Origin of the sequence: Polaromonas sp. DSP2-3-2b2 (assembly GCF_049895905.1) — a bacterium.
GTDB lineage: Bacteria > Pseudomonadota > Gammaproteobacteria > Burkholderiales > Burkholderiaceae_C > Polaromonas.
Map to the genome: position 1 here is coordinate 67,361 of NZ_JAFCTH010000007.1, position 14,684 is coordinate 82,044.

General features: G+C 62.4%; 15 protein-coding genes. 7 read left to right on the forward strand and 8 right to left on the reverse strand.

The annotated features are described in order from the left end of the window. Nucleotides 1-11: 11 nt before the first annotated feature. Together ACP7AD_RS08205 and ACP7AD_RS08210 are read left to right on the forward strand one after the other, a co-directional pair. Nucleotides 12-1,148, forward strand: a complete 1,137-nt coding sequence (locus ACP7AD_RS08205; protein WP_426147225.1) for a PilT/PilU family type 4a pilus ATPase — start codon at nt 12-14, stop codon at nt 1,146-1,148. A gap of 26 nt (nt 1,149-1,174) precedes the next feature. Continuing rightward, nucleotides 1,175-2,077 (forward strand): NAD(P)-dependent oxidoreductase, encoded by a 903-nt coding sequence (locus tag ACP7AD_RS08210; RefSeq protein WP_426147223.1) that lies wholly within the window; start codon nt 1,175-1,177, stop codon nt 2,075-2,077. Between the two features lie 62 nt (nt 2,078-2,139). On the opposite strand, the gene ACP7AD_RS08215 is transcribed toward ACP7AD_RS08210, so the two are convergent. The 3 genes from ACP7AD_RS08215 to ACP7AD_RS08225 all read right to left on the reverse strand — a co-directional run bounded on the left by ACP7AD_RS08215 (nt 2,140) and on the right by ACP7AD_RS08225 (nt 3,978). Then, nucleotides 2,140-2,799, reverse strand: coding sequence for a BON domain-containing protein (locus tag ACP7AD_RS08215; RefSeq protein ID WP_426147222.1), 660 nt, complete (start codon nt 2,797-2,799; stop codon nt 2,140-2,142). Then, nucleotides 2,796-3,395, reverse strand: coding sequence for a phosphoheptose isomerase (locus ACP7AD_RS08220; protein ID WP_426147220.1), 600 nt, complete (start codon nt 3,393-3,395; stop codon nt 2,796-2,798). The genes ACP7AD_RS08215 and ACP7AD_RS08220 overlap by 4 nt, the downstream gene beginning before the upstream one ends. A gap of 121 nt (nt 3,396-3,516) precedes the next feature. Beyond that, on the reverse strand, nt 3,517-3,978 hold the full coding sequence (locus ACP7AD_RS08225; protein WP_426147218.1) for a YraN family protein: 462 nt from the start codon (nt 3,976-3,978) through the stop codon (nt 3,517-3,519). Nucleotides 3,979-4,028: 50 nt separating this feature from the next. Here ACP7AD_RS08225 and rsmI point away from each other — a divergent pair, with 50 nt between their 5' ends. Beyond that, complete coding sequence (gene rsmI / locus ACP7AD_RS08230) at nt 4,029-4,889, forward strand: 16S rRNA (cytidine(1402)-2'-O)-methyltransferase (protein ID WP_426147304.1); 861 nt, start codon at nt 4,029-4,031, stop codon at nt 4,887-4,889. Continuing rightward, a complete protein-coding gene (locus ACP7AD_RS08235) occupies nt 4,886-6,112 on the forward strand; it encodes a multidrug effflux MFS transporter (protein ID WP_426147217.1) in 1,227 nt (408 codons plus the stop codon). The genes rsmI and ACP7AD_RS08235 overlap by 4 nt, the downstream gene beginning before the upstream one ends. Before the next feature lie 8 nt (nt 6,113-6,120). Here ACP7AD_RS08235 and ACP7AD_RS08240 read toward each other — a convergent pair whose 3' ends face one another. Further along, the gene (locus ACP7AD_RS08240; RefSeq protein ID WP_426147215.1) at nt 6,121-6,600 is read right to left on the reverse strand and encodes a hypothetical protein; all 480 of its coding nucleotides are present in this window, start codon (nt 6,598-6,600) and stop codon (nt 6,121-6,123) included. Nucleotides 6,601-6,870: 270 nt separating this feature from the next. On the opposite strand from ACP7AD_RS08240, the gene ACP7AD_RS08245 reads away from it, so the two are divergent. Next, a complete protein-coding gene (locus ACP7AD_RS08245) occupies nt 6,871-8,562 on the forward strand; it encodes an AMP-binding protein (protein WP_426147213.1) in 1,692 nt (563 codons plus the stop codon). Nucleotides 8,563-8,704: 142 nt separating this feature from the next. On the opposite strand, the gene ACP7AD_RS08250 is transcribed toward ACP7AD_RS08245, so the two are convergent. Next, nucleotides 8,705-9,082, reverse strand: coding sequence for a hypothetical protein (locus ACP7AD_RS08250; RefSeq protein ID WP_426147211.1), 378 nt, complete (start codon nt 9,080-9,082; stop codon nt 8,705-8,707). Nucleotides 9,083-9,098: 16 nt separating this feature from the next. Continuing rightward, nucleotides 9,099-10,070, reverse strand: a complete 972-nt coding sequence (locus tag ACP7AD_RS08255) for a Bug family tripartite tricarboxylate transporter substrate binding protein (RefSeq protein WP_426147209.1) — start codon at nt 10,068-10,070, stop codon at nt 9,099-9,101. 604 nt (nt 10,071-10,674) lie between these two features. Between ACP7AD_RS08255 and ACP7AD_RS08260 the strand changes: the two genes are divergently transcribed. Further along, nucleotides 10,675-10,992: a high-potential iron-sulfur protein gene (locus ACP7AD_RS08260; protein ID WP_426147207.1), complete on the forward strand. Its 318-nt coding sequence runs from the start codon at nt 10,675-10,677 to the stop codon at nt 10,990-10,992. 444 nt (nt 10,993-11,436) lie between these two features. Here ACP7AD_RS08260 and ACP7AD_RS08265 read toward each other — a convergent pair whose 3' ends face one another. After that, the gene (locus tag ACP7AD_RS08265) at nt 11,437-11,874 is read right to left on the reverse strand and encodes a universal stress protein (protein WP_426147206.1); all 438 of its coding nucleotides are present in this window, start codon (nt 11,872-11,874) and stop codon (nt 11,437-11,439) included. A 26-nt stretch (nt 11,875-11,900) separates the two neighbouring features. After that, the gene (locus ACP7AD_RS08270; protein WP_426147204.1) at nt 11,901-12,107 is read right to left on the reverse strand and encodes a dodecin; all 207 of its coding nucleotides are present in this window, start codon (nt 12,105-12,107) and stop codon (nt 11,901-11,903) included. Between the two features lie 170 nt (nt 12,108-12,277). On the opposite strand from ACP7AD_RS08270, the gene ACP7AD_RS08275 reads away from it, so the two are divergent. Then, nucleotides 12,278-14,413 carry a DNA/RNA non-specific endonuclease gene (locus ACP7AD_RS08275; RefSeq protein WP_426147202.1) on the forward strand — a complete coding sequence of 712 codons (2,136 nt, stop codon included), beginning with the start codon at nt 12,278-12,280 and terminating at the stop codon, nt 14,411-14,413. Nucleotides 14,414-14,684 lie beyond the last annotated feature (271 nt).

Consider the following 14,684-nt stretch of genomic DNA (forward strand, 5'->3'; position numbering starts at 1 on the left):
CAGGAGAACGCATGGAACGCGATCAGGCCAGTAAATTCATCAACGACCTGCTGCGGCTCATGGTCAGTCGTGGCGGCAGCGACCTTTTTCTGACCGGAGAATTTCCACCCGCCATCAAGGTCGACGGCAAGCTGACCAAGGTGTCGTCCCAGCCGCTCAATGCCAGCCACACGCTGACGCTGGCGCGCGCCATCATGAACGACAAGCAGGCGGCCGAGTTCGAGCGCACCAAGGAATGTAATTTTGCCATCTCGCCGCCCGGCATCGGCCGCTTTCGCGTCAACGCCTTCATGCAGCAGGGCAAGGTCGGCATGGTGATGCGAGTGATTCCGGCGGTGCTTCCCACGCTCGATGGCCTGGGTCTGCCGCCAGTGCTGAAGGACGTGGTGATGGCCAAGCGGGGCCTGGCGATTCTGGTGGGCGCCACCGGCTCCGGCAAATCGACCACCATGGCGGCCATGCTGGACTGGCGCAACGAGCAGTCTTACGGCCACATCCTGACGATTGAAGACCCGGTGGAATTCGTGCACATGCACAAGAACTGCGTGGTGACCCAGCGCGAAGTCGGACTGGACACCGACAGCTGGGCGTCGGCCCTCAAGAACTCGATGCGCCAGGCGCCTGACGTCATTTTGATGGGCGAGATTCGCGACCGCGAAAGCATGGAGCATGCGCTGGCTTTTTCGGAAACCGGTCACCTGTGCCTGGCCACGCTGCATGCCAACAGCGCCAACCAGGCGATGGACCGGATCATCAACTTTTTTCCGGAAGAGCGCCGCACGCAGCTGCTGATGGACCTGTCGCTCAACCTCAAGGCCGTGGTGTCGCAGCGACTGGTGCCCCGGCAGGACACCAAGGGCCGTTTCGCGGCGGTCGAGGTGATGCTCAATTCGCCCCTGATTTCCGACCTGATCTTCAAGGGCGACGTCAGCGAGATCAAGGAAATCATGAAGAAAAGCCGCAACATGGGCATGCAGACCTTTGACCAGGCGCTGTTCGATGCCTTTGAAGGCAACCATATCCAGTACGAAGACGCGCTGCGCAACGCCGATTCGGTCAATGACCTGCGGCTGCAGATCAAGCTTTATTCGCAGCGCGCCAAGTCCACCGACCTGTCGGCCGGAACCGAGCACTTTGCGATTGTGTGAAATCCTTAAACCCTTTTTGACAAGCCATGACCACCCTTCCTGCCAAAAACTACGAGCCCACCCTCTCCTGCAAAGTCGCTTTTATCGGCCTGGGCGTCATGGGCTATCCCATGGCCGCTCACCTGGCGCTGGCGGGCCACGACGTCACGGTGTACAACCGCAGCCCCGCCAAGGCCCAGGGCTGGTGCGATGAATTCAAGGGTGCATCGGCCGCCACGCCGCGCGAAGCCGCAGCCGGTGCGGACATGGTGTTTTGCTGCGTCGGCAATGACGATGACCTGCGCTCCGTCACGCTGGGCGCGGATGGGGCGTTTGCCGGCATGAAGCCGGGCGCCATCTTTGTCGACCACACCACGGCGTCGGCGACCGTCGCCCGCGAGCTTTACAGCGCGGCAAAAGCTGCCGGCCTGCAGTTCATCGACGCACCCGTGTCGGGCGGCCAGGCCGGCGCGGAAAACGGCGCGCTCACGGTCATGTGCGGTGGCGATGCGGCGGCGTTCGATGCGGTCAAGCCGGTCGGCATGGCCTTTTCAAAGGCCTTCACGCTAATGGGCGAGGCCGGCGCCGGCCAGCTGACCAAGATGGTCAACCAGATCTGCATTGCCGGACTGGTCCAAGGCCTGAGCGAAGCGGTGGCCTTTGGCCAGAAGGCCGGGCTTGACGTGAACCAGGTGCTCGACGTGATTGGCAAGGGCGCGGCGCAAAGCTGGCAGCTCGACAACCGTGGCAAAACCATGGTGGCCGACAAGTTTGACTTCGGTTTTGCCGTGGACTGGATGCGCAAGGACCTGGGGCTGGTGCTTGACGAGGCCAAACGCAATGGCGCCCGGCTGCCGGTCACGGCGCTGGTGGACCAGTTTTATGCCGATGTTCAGGCCATGGGCGGGCAGCGCTGGGACACGTCCAGCCTGGTCAGGCGCCTGAAATAAAGCTGGGCAGCTCGCGGCGGCCCGGCTTGCCGCAGCCGCCCATCACACTTCTTTCAAACAATTCAGAGCTTGGTGCCAGCCGGTTGAGCGCTGCCAGCAGGAACGGTTCCAAGGCGTTGCAGTTCCTGCTCGCTGATGATTTCCAGAAGCCTGACGACTTTTTGCACGCCTGGCGTGCCGCGCACCACTTCGGTGGCCCGGTCCGCCTCGCGCTGCGTGACGCGCCCCATCAGGTACACCGTATTGCGCTCGGTCACCACCTTGAAGGCGTTGGACTGCAGGTCGCTTGCATCGAGCAGCATGGCCTTGATGCGTCCGGTCAGCAGCGTGTCGGCGGAACGGTCCATCAGCGACGGGCTGTTCAGGACCGCCAGTTCATTGACCACCGACGCCACGTTCTCCACCGACTTGACCACCTCCTCGACCCGCTGCTTGTCCTGCAGATTGGGCACCTCGCCGGTCAGCAGCACCTGGCGGTTGTAGCTGGTGACGCTCGCGCGCACCCGGGTCCCGAGGTTGGAGCGGATCTGGCTGGCGGCGCGCACCTCGATGGCTTCGTCGTCCAGCTGGGCGCCGGAACTCCGGCGGTCCACCGCCACCAGCGTGCCGCCGACCATGGCGCCACCCACCAGCAGGGGACCCACGCAGGCCGAGAGCATGCTGGAGACCAGCACTGCCGCGCTGGCCATGCCGGCCAGTCGTTTCATCACACCATGGTTCATGCCAAAGACTCCTGATCGCCTAGTAACTGGGTATCCACGCCATCACAGATGCAGTGGATCACGAGGGAATGCACTTCCTGAATGCGCGCCGTGCGCTCATGCGGCACGCAGATGTGCACATCGGTTTCGCGCAGGGCCTGGTTCATTTTTCCGCCGCCCCGGCCGGTCAGCGCCACCACCGTCATGTCGCGCTCATGCGCGGCTTCAACGGCGGCCAGCACGTTGGCCGAATTGCCACTGGTGCTGATGGCCAGCAGCACGTCGCCGGCCACGCCTAGGGCACGCACCTGCTTGGAAAAAATCACGCTGAAATCGTAATCATTGGCAATGGCAGTGATGATGGAACTGTCGGTGGTCAGGGCAATCGCGCCCAGTTCGGGCCGCTCGCGCTCGTACCGGCCGACGAATTCAGCCGCGAAATGCTGGGCGTCGGCGGCCGAACCGCCGTTGCCGCAGGCCAGCACCTTGTTGCCGCTGGTGACGCTGGCCAGGATGGCATGCACGGCGGCGGCAACGGGTTTGGACAGGATTTGCGCGGACTGGTATTTGAGGTCGGCGCTGTCGATGAATTGCTGTTCGATTCGTTGTTCAAGCATGGACGGATGATAGCGGGTCATGGCACGCAGCCTTGCCGGCAACCGCACGTCGGCGGCGCCATGAAGGAATGGTTACAAATTCGCCCTGCCCTGGGCGGCCAATTTCAGCGGTCTCCAGGGATCAGGAAGCATCGAATGCGGCCGGCAGCCATTCGATTTCCGGTCCAGGATGGTGGTCACCGCCCAGCGCCCCATGGACCAGCACCACGTCGAAGCGGCAAGGCGGGACGCTGGCAAAGCGCATCAGGTAATGGCGCGCTGCAAAAATGATGCGCTGCTGCTTGGCGCCGCTGATGCTTGCTCCGGCGCCGCCGTGCGACGCACTGGCGCGCTGGCGGACCTCGACAAACACCAAGGTTCCGTCGGGTGTGCGCATGATCAGGTCAATCTCGCCGCCGCCGCGCCCCGGCGTCCGATAATTGGACTCGACCCATCGCAGGCCCGCCTTGGCCAGCCAGGCCAGCGCCGCCGCTTCGGCCGCGTCACCCCGGGACTTGGTGGTAACCTGCTTCGGCGCCGCCACAGCACAGCTTGGCGCGTCCTGGGTGGGCAACTGATCCGCCTGTTTTCTGGAAAACCACATTGAACGCTTCTTTCGAACTGGCCCTGGACACGGCACGCGCCGCAGCGGGCATGCAGCATTATCCAGAGGCCACGCTGTATGTCGTGGCCACGCCCATTGGCAACCTGGCCGACATCACCCTGCGCGCGCTGCATGTGCTGCAGCTGGTGGATGCCATTGCCTGTGAAGACAAGCGTCACACCCAGCCGCTGCTGCGCCAGTATGGCATCGACAAGCCCCTTCTGGCCGTGCACCAGCACAATGAAGCCGAAGCGGCCGAGGGCGTGGTGCAGCGGCTGCAGCGCGGCGAACGCGTTGCCTACGTCAGCGACGCCGGAACGCCTGCCGTCAGCGACCCCGGCGCACGGCTGGTGGCGGCGGCCAGGGCCGCCGGGTTCAAGGTGATGCCTTTGCCGGGCGCCAGCAGCGTGACGACCGTGCTCAGTGCCGCTGGCGTCACGCGTGCAGAAGGCAGTGCCGACAGCGGCAGCAGTTTTGTGTTTGCCGGTTTCCTGCCGACCAAGGCCGGCGAGCGCGACCAAGCCATCGAGTTGTTGCGGGTCGATCCGCGCGCGACGGTGATCCTGGAAGCGCCGCACCGCATCGAGGCGCTGGCGCGTGCCCTGGCCGTGCTACAGGGCCGGCTCGTCACGGTCGGGCGCGAGCTGACCAAGCAGTTCGAGGAAATTGCCACCCTGCCCGCACAGGATTTTGCCGCCTGGCTGGACGCCGGGCCGCAGCGCACGCGCGGCGAGTTTGCGCTGGTGCTGCATTCGGCAATCGCGCACCAAGGACCTGACGACAGCCTGCGGATACTCAAGCTGCTGCTGGCCGAATTGCCGCTGAAGACCGCCGTCAAGCTCACCGCCGACATCACCGGCGCGTCGCGCAACGAACTCTACGACACGGCCTTGAAACTCAAGAGCGAATGAATCCGAACGCCGACCAACTGTGGCGCGGCCCGCGCTGGGCGCTGGCCGCCCTGCTGGCCGTGCTCGGCATGCTGGGGCCGTTCTCTATCGACACCTACCTGCCGGCCTTTGCCGGCATGGCGACATCGCTGGGCGCCACGCCGGTGGAAATGCAGCAGACGCTGTCGGCCTACCTGTTCGGCTTTGCCTTCATGAACCTGTTTCATGGCGCGCTGGCCGACAGCTTCGGCCGCCGGCCGGTCGTGCTGTGGGGCATTGCCATGTTCACGCTGGCGTCGGCGGGTTGCGCCCTGTCGCAAAGCGTTGAACAACTGGTATTTTTCAGAGCCATGCAGGGGCTGTCCACCGGCGCCGGCATCGTGGTGTCGCGCGCCGTGATACGCGACATGTTCCCACCCGCGCAGGCGCAGCAGGTCATGAGCCAGGTCACCATCTACTTCGGCATCGCGCCGGCGCTTGCTCCAATCGTCGGCGGCTGGCTGTTCGTGCACTTGGGCTGGCACAGCATTTTCTGGTTTCTGACCGGGATAGGCGTCGTGCTCTGGCTGACCAACTACCGCTATTTGCCTGAAACGCTTGAACTTGAGGCGCGCCAGCCGTTTGAAGTGCGGCACCTGATGCGCGGTTACTGGCAGCTCGGTTCGAGCCCGCGGTTTTTACTGCTGGCGCTGGCCAGCGGCGTTCCCTTCAATGGCATGTTCCTGTACGTGCTGGCAGCTCCGGCGTTCCTGGGCGAGCATCTGGCACTGCAACCGACCCAGTTTTTCTGGTTCTTCATGCTGACCATCTCGGGGATCATGTCGGGCGCCTGGCTGAGCGGGCGCCTGGCCGGAAAGATTCCGCCGAAAAAGCAGATACGCCACGGGTTTGTCATCATGCTGGCGACCGCCGTTGTCAACCTGGCGGCTAATTTGCTGTTTGACGCCCATGTGTCATGGGCGCTGTTTCCAATTGCCCTGTTTGCCTTCGGCTGGGCGCTGATGGTGCCGGTCGTCACGCTGCTGGTGCTCGACCTGTACCCGGAGCGGCGCGGCATGGCGTCTTCGCTGCAGGCCTTCATCGGCTCAACAGCCAACGGGCTGGTGGCCGGCGTCATTGCGCCGCTGGTCATGCATTCGACGCCGGCGCTGGCCGCCGTGTCGCTGGGCATGTTGTCGATTGGGCTGGTGTCCTGGATCTACCTGCACCGCCGCTGGCCCGAAATTGGCCGCGCAGTGCAGTAGCACCCTGCTCAGTCCAGCGTCTCGACGGGCAGCTCGATCCCCTGGCCGGTGCGCTGGACGCGGTTGGCGGCGTCCAGGTAAACCCAGAAAAGCATGTCCTGCAAACTGTCCCGCCAGCGGTAATTCATGATATCGCCGGACCAGGAAGCTACCCGGTCGACGCGTGCCGGCGGGCCGAACTCGCGCTCCACATCGTCGCGCGTCCACTTGCCGGGCTCGATGCGCAAGAACTCCTGGCGCTTCATGACCTCCCGCACCGCCACCACCTTGCCCGCCGCATCCAGGTCCACCATCACGGCGCTCTGACCGGCAGGCTGCCTTGAATACTGCAGCCGCGTTCCCGTTGCCAGTGGCAGGGCGCGTGTCGGCGTGCCATAACTGGCCATCACCTGCTCGCGCGACATGCCGGGCTGCACCGGCGTGAAGGCGCAGCCGGCCATGAGTATCGCGACGGCAGCCAGGCTGACGAAGGTCTTGAAAATCTTCATGATGCACTCCCGAGAGGTAAAGCATTTTGGGGTCTTGGGGTTGAAAAATGTTCCTTTTTCCTTTTTCCTTTTTCCTTTTTCCTTTTTCCGGGAAATTTGGAAAGCCTTGTGACCGCTTCCAGTCTGTCAGGAATCCGCAAACGCGGGTTTCCTCCGGGGCTTTCATGGGGTTTTCCCCGCGATTCAGGGGATTGACATCCCGACCGATTGAAGCCTCAATAGGTGAAGGCATGAAGCCCGACAGTCATAACAACGATAGGAAACCCAACGATGGAAATCGTTTCCCCTGACCTGCTGGCGCTGCAGCGCCTTTACCACTGGGAAAAAACAATTCCCCAGAGCATCAGCTTGACCCAGCCGATGGGCGGCGGCGTGACCCGGGTTTACACCTGGGGCGAGGTGGCCGATCAGGTGCGCCGCATGGCCGCGCACCTGTTGGCCCAGGGCTGGGAACCCGGTTCGAACGTTGCCATCCTGTCCAAGAACTGCGCCTGGTGGCTCATGAGCGACCTGGCCATCTGGATGGCCGGCCACGTCTCGGTGCCGCTGTATCCCACGCTGGCGCCCGACACCATCACGCACATCCTGACGCACAGCGAAGCCAAGGCCTGCTTTGTCGGCAAGCTCGATGCCTGGGAGCACATGAAGCCGGGCGTGCCCAGCGGCCTGCCCTGCATCAGCTACCCGCTGTCGCCGCAAGACGCCATCCAAAACTATGACCGCTGGGACGACATCTGCGCCCGCCAGGCGCCGATGCAAGGCGAAGTGCAGCGAGGCGCCGACGAGCTGGCGACACTGATCTACACCTCGGGCACCACGGGCCGGCCCAAGGGCGTGATGCAAAGCTTCGGCAACCTGGCCTGGGCGATGGGCACCGGCGCCAGGCGCATCGGCATGAGCGGCCAGGACCGGATGCTGTCCTACCTGCCGCTGGCCCATGTGGTCGAGCGCGTGCTGGTCGAGCACGGCTGGCTGCGCACCGGCATGCGGCTTTGGTTTGCCGAGTCGCTCGACACCTTTGCCGCCGACCTGCAGCGCGCGCGGCCGACCATCTTTTTCTCGGTTCCCCGGCTGTGGGTCAAGTTCCAGCAGGGCGTGCACCACAAGATGCCGCCGGCCAGGCTGCAGTTGCTGCTGTCGCTTCCGGTGATTGGCGCTCTGGTGCGCAAAAAGGTGCTCGCGGCGCTCGGGCTTGACCAGTGCCGGATCGCCGCAGGCGGCGCGGCGCCCATGCCGGTGGCGCTGCTGGCCTGGTACCGCAAGCTCGGCCTGCCGATCAACGAGGGTTACGGCCTGACGGAAAATCTGGCGGTCTCGCACCTGACCATTCCGGGCAAAGATCAGCAAGGCAGCGTCGGGCCGGCATACGAAGGTGTAGAGGACCGAATCGACCCGGTCACCGGTGAAATCCAGATGCGCAGCCCGGCGCTGATGATGGGCTACTACAAGGACCCGGTGCAAACCAAGGCCGCGTTCACCGAGGACGGCTGGCTGCGCACGGGCGACAAGGGCGTCATTGATACACAAGGCAATCTGCACATCACCGGGCGTGTCAAGGACCTGTTCAAGACCAGCAAGGGCAAGTACGTGGCGCCCGCGCCGATCGAGGACAAGCTGGTGATGCACGAGTCGGTGGAAGCCTGCGTGGTGAGCGGCGCCAACCTGGGCCAGCCGCTGGGCATCGTCATGCTCAATCCCGAGGCCGCCGGGCGCGCTCAGGGTGGCGCTGCGCGCGCGGCACTGGAAAGCTCGCTGTCACAGCACCTGCAGACGGTCAACGCCACGCTGGACCCGCATGAGCAGCTCCAGTGCATCGTCGTCGTGACCACGGCCTGGACCGTGGACAACGACATCATCACGCCAACCTTCAAGGTCAAGCGCAACCGCATCGAAGACATTTACGCGGCCAATTACGAACGCTGGGAAGCCTCGGGCAAAAAGGTGATCTGGCCGGCCGACTGAGCGCGGCGTGCACGGCGCTTGAAGGCAAATCACCCTGCCCGTCCATTTCGCTATTTAATTCATAGCTGCTTGCGCATACTGGATATGCGCAAGCAGCTTATTTGATGCTGAAAAGTACTTGACTGGCTGAAACCAACGCGCGCTAGACCACCCGCTCCGGGACCACTTCGCGAACCCGGTGATCGACATAGTAGCCGCCGTATTCCGTGTACCTGAGCAGGGTGCGGCCGCACCGGTTGCAGGCATAGGCGTCGCAGCGGTTGCAGGGGAAAAACCCGACGGCCAGCGGCGCATCCGGCGATGCGTAGCGCGTGCCGTCCGGGTGAAACTCTTCCAGGGTCGGCTCGCCGACCGCCGGATCGCGCAAGGTTCCCAGGCGCTGGACCCACTGGCCCGGCCAGCGGTCTTCGGTAAAGCTTTCCCAGCCGGGACAGGCGCCCAGCGCGCAGGTGCAGGGCGTGACCGGGCGGCCGGCGCAGGCCAGCCGCAGCGCTTCGGCATCCAGCAGGTCGGAACTCATGTCTTGCCGGTGCCGTTCAATCCACCGTGGCGCCGGAAGCCTTGACCACGCGGGTCCATTTTTGCGTGTCCGCCGCAATGAAATTCTTGAAGGCCAGCGGCGTCATGTCCATCGGTTCGGCGCCCAGCGCAAACAGACGCGCCTTGGTGTCGGTCGACGCCAGGATGGTGCGGATTTCCTTGTTCATGCGCTCGACAATTTCCGCCGGAATGCCGGCCGGGCCGAGAACGCCATACCAGGGCTGGGCGTCGAAGCCCTTGAGGCCCAGTTCGGCAACGGTCGGAATGTCGGGAAACGCCGCCGAGCGCTTGGCGCTGGTCACCGCCAGCACGTTGAGCTTGCCGGCCTTGACCTGCGGCATGATCGGCACCGGATTTTCAAATGTCATGGGAACCTGGCCGCCGACCAGGTCGTTCATGGCCGGACCCGAGCCTTTGTAGGGAATGTGCTGTATCTTGACGCCGGCCTGGACGTTGAACATTTCCCCGATGATGTGCTGCGGCGTGCCGGAACCGGCGGACGCAAACGCCAGGTCGCCCGCCTTGGCCTTGGCGATGATGTCCTTGACGCTCGTCAGCCCCGACTTGGGGTTGACGGCAATCACGAACGCGGCGCTGGCCACCGGCGCCACTGCGGTGAAATCGGTGCTTGGCTGGTAAGGCAGTTTTGGATAAAGCGATGGCGCAATCACCAGCGGGCCACTGGCCGCCAGCAAAAACGTGTAGCCGTCAGGCTTGGACTTGGACACAAAGTCGGTGCCGATGTTGCCGCCAGCGCCGCCCTTGTTCTCGACGATCACGGTCTGGCCCAGCACGCCCTGCAGCTTCGCAGCCAGCAGTCGGGCCAGCACGTCGGTGGTGCCACCCGGCGCATACGGAGACACCAGCGTGATGGTCTTGGCGGGCCAGGCAGCCTGCGCGGCCGCGAACATGGGCGACAGCGACAAGGCAAGCAGCGCTGGAACGGTGCGTAAAAAATGTCTCTTCATGGTGAAAGCCCTCGTTGGCGTGAAAAATGACTTGGTGCGTCATAGCCTTACAGAAAAAAGATGAGGTGCCAAGGTAACACCACACACGGCCGGGATGCTTTGCACGCATAGCTTTACTTGAAAATTACACGATCGGCCTTGTCTTCAATTCCACAGGAATGGCAGGTTTCACCTAGGGCTTTCGCAGTCCCGGCGCCCGAGCATAAAACGCGGGCGGCGCGCCCTTCTAACAATTCCTGATTAAAGCTAAATGACTCATTTGCGCAATATAAACATAGATAGTTTGCTATTTATTTTATAGTAAATGCAAAACAAACCCTTTGCCCGGACTGCCAGAAACAAACCCCAACAGCAAATCTGGAAAAGATTTGCACAGACACTTTGCGCTGCATCACGGGAACAAACTGGTTTGCAAGCAACTGTCAGGGCCTGGCTGTAAACTTGTATTTACCTATGTTGGCTAGGAAATCAAGACATGGCCTGGCTTGGCGATATCGGCTTCATTCCTTGTGGGAGCCCCCGCCGCCTGATCGATGCCTTGACGGCGCGGCGATTCATTTTTCACCGTATCCGGTCAGGTCCAACTTAAAAATAGAGAACCCACATGAACTCAAACCGTAGAACCTTTGTCATCCAATCCGTTGTCGGTGCAAGCGTGCTTGCCTCAACCCGTCTGGTTCAGGCCCAGGCCGCAGCGCCACTGGTTCTGGAAACCGAACCACAGGCTGTTGCTCTGGGTTACAAAGCCGATGCCACCAAAGCGGACAAGGCCAAGTTCCCAAAATACGCCGCAGGCCAGAACTGCGCTAACTGCGCGCTGTACCAAGGCAAACCGACCGATGCCGCCGGTGCCTGCCCACTGTTTGCGGGTAAGCAGGTCGGCGCCAAGGCCTGGTGCAGCGCCTGGGCCAAGAAAGCCTGATGAAGCCCGGCCTGGCCTGAATGGCCTGACGCTGGTCTTTTCGCAGTCCGGACCCTTCCGGGCTGCGACTTGATTCAGCAGAACATCAGGGCAATCAGCGCGGCATCTTCCCCCAGATTGAGCAGCGCATACCCCGCCATCCGGAAAACCCAATAGGCGGCGATGTCAAGGAAAAGAGTCAGATGCATTCGGTTTGAAAGTCAGTCAGCAGAACGAGGATTCTCGTCTGCATTTCGCAGCAACCGACAAAATGCATTCTTTTTAACATCCAATCAGCCTTTGACGCACGCGCATCATGCGCGAGCAGCTATGAATTTAGCAGCATAAACCGGTCACTCGCATTGAGTGCCGCGATGGAAGGCCGGGCTGCTTTCCCGCCGGCGGTCTTTTGACTCACCGCGAAAACCGGCACCGCATGGTCATACGAAACGTGCGGCCGCCCGCTCAATGCGTGATGACCACCAGCACGCTGCAGGGCGACTGTTCAATCAAGGCCTTGGAGACAGAGCCCCGCCACCAGCGGGCAGCCCATCCGTCGAGATGCTTGTGGCCAACCACGATCAGGTCAGCCTTGATGTGGCGGGCAGAGTAGGTAATTTCACTCACGGCATCGCCGGTGACGACTTGCCCGCTGGCCTTCAGGCCGGCATCGCTGAGCTTGCGAAGACCCGTGTCAAGAATGGCCTGGTAGCGGTCTTTCTCGCTTTCCTGCAGCGATTCATCATAAATGCTGCCCTCAAGCCCGAGGTTGTTCAGCGGCAGCGGCATGACGGCAATGAGTCTCAGCTCGGCACCGCTCCACTGCGCAATTTCATGACAGTCCAGCAAGGCCTGCTGTCCGGGAGCAGAGCCGTCATAAGCCAGCAGGATTCGTTGGTACATGGCAGGTTCCAGGGCTATGAAAACCGCTACTCAAGCGTGAAGCCGATTTTCAGGGAAACCTGCCAGTGCGCCACCTTGCCTAGGGCCACCTGGCCCCGGGTTTCGGTGATGGTGAACCACCGGATATTGCGCACCGTTTCATTCGCCTTGGCGATGGCGTTACTCACGGCATCTTCAATGCTGACGCTGGACGAGCCCGTCAGTTCCAGCAGCTTGTAGACGTGGTTGCTCATGGCGTGGCTCCCTCAAGAGTTGATCGGCAGTGTATCGTTTCATCTTACGCGCCCTGCATTGAAACACCAAAAGGCAAAGCCAACAGATACCATGCTTTCATTTTTGATGGTGCAGGCTGATTGGTTCCAGATTAAAGTTTCAACTGCCCAAACCAGATCGAGGTTTTCGTATGAGGCTACCTGTCGAACTGCTCTTGAAGGCCGAGGCGGACTTTCCGAAGAATCCTGCGCAGGTCAGAAGCATCCGGTCGCGCATCGTTTCCCGTTCCGCACTGGTGCTTGACGGCCTGGACCACCTGGAGCGCCGGCGCGCGATGATTGCGGCGTCGGCACGGGAAAACGCGAACCTGGCTTTCGAGCGTTACCTTGGCACCAACGATCTGCTGCCCATCAACTACCTGCTCACCGGCTATGCGCAGTCGCGCGCGGTGGGCCGGATTCGCTACTTCGACAAGAAGGACCGGCGGACCGCCTTTGCCACCGGCTTCATGGTGTCACCTGAACTCATGATGACCAATCACCATGTGTTCCCCGTGTCCGATGTCGCCGAATTCGCAGCGCTTGCCGATGACGCCAGCATCGAGTTCGGCTACGAATACGACGCGTTCGGAAAGCTGGGCGAGCCGGTGGTCCATGCGCTGGACCCCGAGGCCTTCCTGCACACCTCGAAGGCGCTGGACCTGGCGCTGGTCGCCGTTCGCCCGCGCGACCTGACCGGCCTGCGCGATCTGCGTGACCAGGGCTACCTCATCCTGAATGGCAGGCTGGGAAAGGCGGGCACGGGCGACTACGCAACCATCGTTCAGCATCCCGATGGCAAGGAAAAGCAGATCGCGCTGCGCAACAACGAAATCATCGACAACGATCTGCCGGATGTCCTGATCTACAAAAGCGACACGGCGCAGGGAAGCAGCGGCGCGCCGGTGTTCAACAACGAGTGGCAGGTGATCGCGCTTCACAGCTCGGGGGTTGCCAAGACCGACGCGGCCGGCCGCTACCTTGACAAAAACGACCGGGTGATCGAGGTCGCAAACGGGCGAATAGACGAGTCGCGCGTCGTCTGGCTGAGCAATCGCGGGGTGCGTGTCAGCGCCCTCATGAAGCACCTGCTCGCCCCCGAAAACGCCGTGGCGCTGCATCCGCTGGTCCAGGTCTTCTCAAGCCCCGCCTACACCGACAGCCGCCCGTTCACCACGCTTCCACGGCCCAGGATTCTGCAAGAACCCGAGTTCAGGGGCGCGCCCGTTGCCGCATCGCCAGCCGGCATGTCGCCGCTTCCGGCAAGCCTGATCGAGATCCGGGTCAGCATTGGCAATGGACCGCCCGTCGTGCAGTCCATCGCGGGCGAAACCCCCGTCCAAACGGTTTCGCTGTTGACCCAGAACGAGAAAAAGCTGGAGGACGCGCAGGACTATTCGACCTGCACGGGATTCGAGGAAGAATTCATGGGAATCCGGATTCCCATGCCGGTACCCAGCGCCAAATTGCGCAGGCAGCTGGCTTTTCTGAAGGACGCGCCCGGCTCGTTCACGCTCAAGTACCACCACTTCAGCACGATCCTGCACGCGGTGCGCCGGGTGCCGGTGGTCAGCGCCATCAATGTGCATGGAAAGCACCGCTATGCCGCGCTCGGAAGCGGCACGCGACAAGACCACTGGCTGCGCGACAGCCGCGTTGACCATGATGCGCAACTCGACGACAGGTGGTACGCCAAGAGCGGCTTTGACAAGGGCCACCTTTCACGCCGTGAAGACGCCGAATGGGGCGCCAGCCTGGCCTTCGCCAAGGCGGCGGCAGACCTCACCTGCTCCTACGCCAACGCCGTGCCGCAGGTGCCTGCGTTCAACCGCGCCATGATGGGCTACAACGGCCAATGGGGCCAGCTTGAAAAGAAGCTGCTGGAGGCCGGCGTGAAGAACGAGTCCGCCAGGAGCGCGCGAATCTGCGTCTTCAGCGGCCCGGTCTTCCTGGACGACGATCCGGTCTACGCATCGGTCCAGGTGGCGCTGGGCGGTTTCAAGGTGGTGGCGTGGTTCAACCAGGACGGGGCGCTGCGGGCCACGGCCTTTCACCTGTCGCAAGACACGCTGGTGGAAGGCATCGCGTTCGAGGCACTGAACTTCGACAAGCTGTTCAAGCTCCAGCAAGTGCCGCTTTCCTGGGTCGAGAACGCCACCGGCCTGGGCTTTGCTTCCGTGCTTCGGGATGCCGATACGTTCAGCGAGGGCAACCAGCAGGCAGATGAAGCCGCGCTGGAACGCCTGGTCAGCGGCGGGCAGGCGCATTCCGGCAACGCGCAACCCTAGAGCGCAATTACCCCGACTGACAACCATGTCGCGCAAAGTCTGACATATTTGCTACTTAATTTATAGCTGCTTGCGCATGCCAGCCGTGCGCAAGGGGCCTGTTTGATACTTAAAATAGGTTTTACAGGTTAAAACGGATGCACTCCAGGAGCGCCGGCTTTCGGCGATGGCTGGGCCTGACCCGCGTGCATGGACAAGTGGCACGTTCCGTCACGGCGGATGCGTTATGCTTTTCCCTGCATCTTTTTTGGCCTGGCGAACCGCGCAGCCC

Excerpts from the sequence above, each read along its gene's own strand:
- ACP7AD_RS08245 (WP_426147213.1), top strand. The coding sequence starts at position 6,871 with ATGGAAATCGTTTCCCCTGACCTGCTGGCGCTGCAGCGCCTTTACCAC.
- ACP7AD_RS08215 (WP_426147222.1), bottom strand. The coding sequence starts at position 2,799 with ATGAACCATGGTGTGATGAAACGACTGGCCGGCATGGCCAGCGCGGCA.
- ACP7AD_RS08205 (WP_426147225.1), top strand. The coding sequence starts at position 12 with ATGGAACGCGATCAGGCCAGTAAATTCATCAACGACCTGCTGCGGCTC.
- ACP7AD_RS08255 (WP_426147209.1), bottom strand. The coding sequence starts at position 10,070 with ATGAAGAGACATTTTTTACGCACCGTTCCAGCGCTGCTTGCCTTGTCG.
- ACP7AD_RS08210 (WP_426147223.1), top strand. The coding sequence starts at position 1,175 with ATGACCACCCTTCCTGCCAAAAACTACGAGCCCACCCTCTCCTGCAAA.
- ACP7AD_RS08250 (WP_426147211.1), bottom strand. The coding sequence starts at position 9,082 with ATGAGTTCCGACCTGCTGGATGCCGAAGCGCTGCGGCTGGCCTGCGCC.
- ACP7AD_RS08225 (WP_426147218.1), bottom strand. The coding sequence starts at position 3,978 with ATGTGGTTTTCCAGAAAACAGGCGGATCAGTTGCCCACCCAGGACGCG.
- ACP7AD_RS08265 (WP_426147206.1), bottom strand. The coding sequence starts at position 11,874 with ATGTACCAACGAATCCTGCTGGCTTATGACGGCTCTGCTCCCGGACAG.
- ACP7AD_RS08220 (WP_426147220.1), bottom strand. The coding sequence starts at position 3,395 with ATGCTTGAACAACGAATCGAACAGCAATTCATCGACAGCGCCGACCTC.
- ACP7AD_RS08275 (WP_426147202.1), top strand. The coding sequence starts at position 12,278 with ATGAGGCTACCTGTCGAACTGCTCTTGAAGGCCGAGGCGGACTTTCCG.
- ACP7AD_RS08270 (WP_426147204.1), bottom strand. The coding sequence starts at position 12,107 with ATGAGCAACCACGTCTACAAGCTGCTGGAACTGACGGGCTCGTCCAGC.
- rsmI (WP_426147304.1), top strand. The coding sequence starts at position 4,029 with ATGCAGCATTATCCAGAGGCCACGCTGTATGTCGTGGCCACGCCCATT.
- ACP7AD_RS08240 (WP_426147215.1), bottom strand. The coding sequence starts at position 6,600 with ATGAAGATTTTCAAGACCTTCGTCAGCCTGGCTGCCGTCGCGATACTC.
- ACP7AD_RS08235 (WP_426147217.1), top strand. The coding sequence starts at position 4,886 with ATGAATCCGAACGCCGACCAACTGTGGCGCGGCCCGCGCTGGGCGCTG.
- ACP7AD_RS08260 (WP_426147207.1), top strand. The coding sequence starts at position 10,675 with ATGAACTCAAACCGTAGAACCTTTGTCATCCAATCCGTTGTCGGTGCA.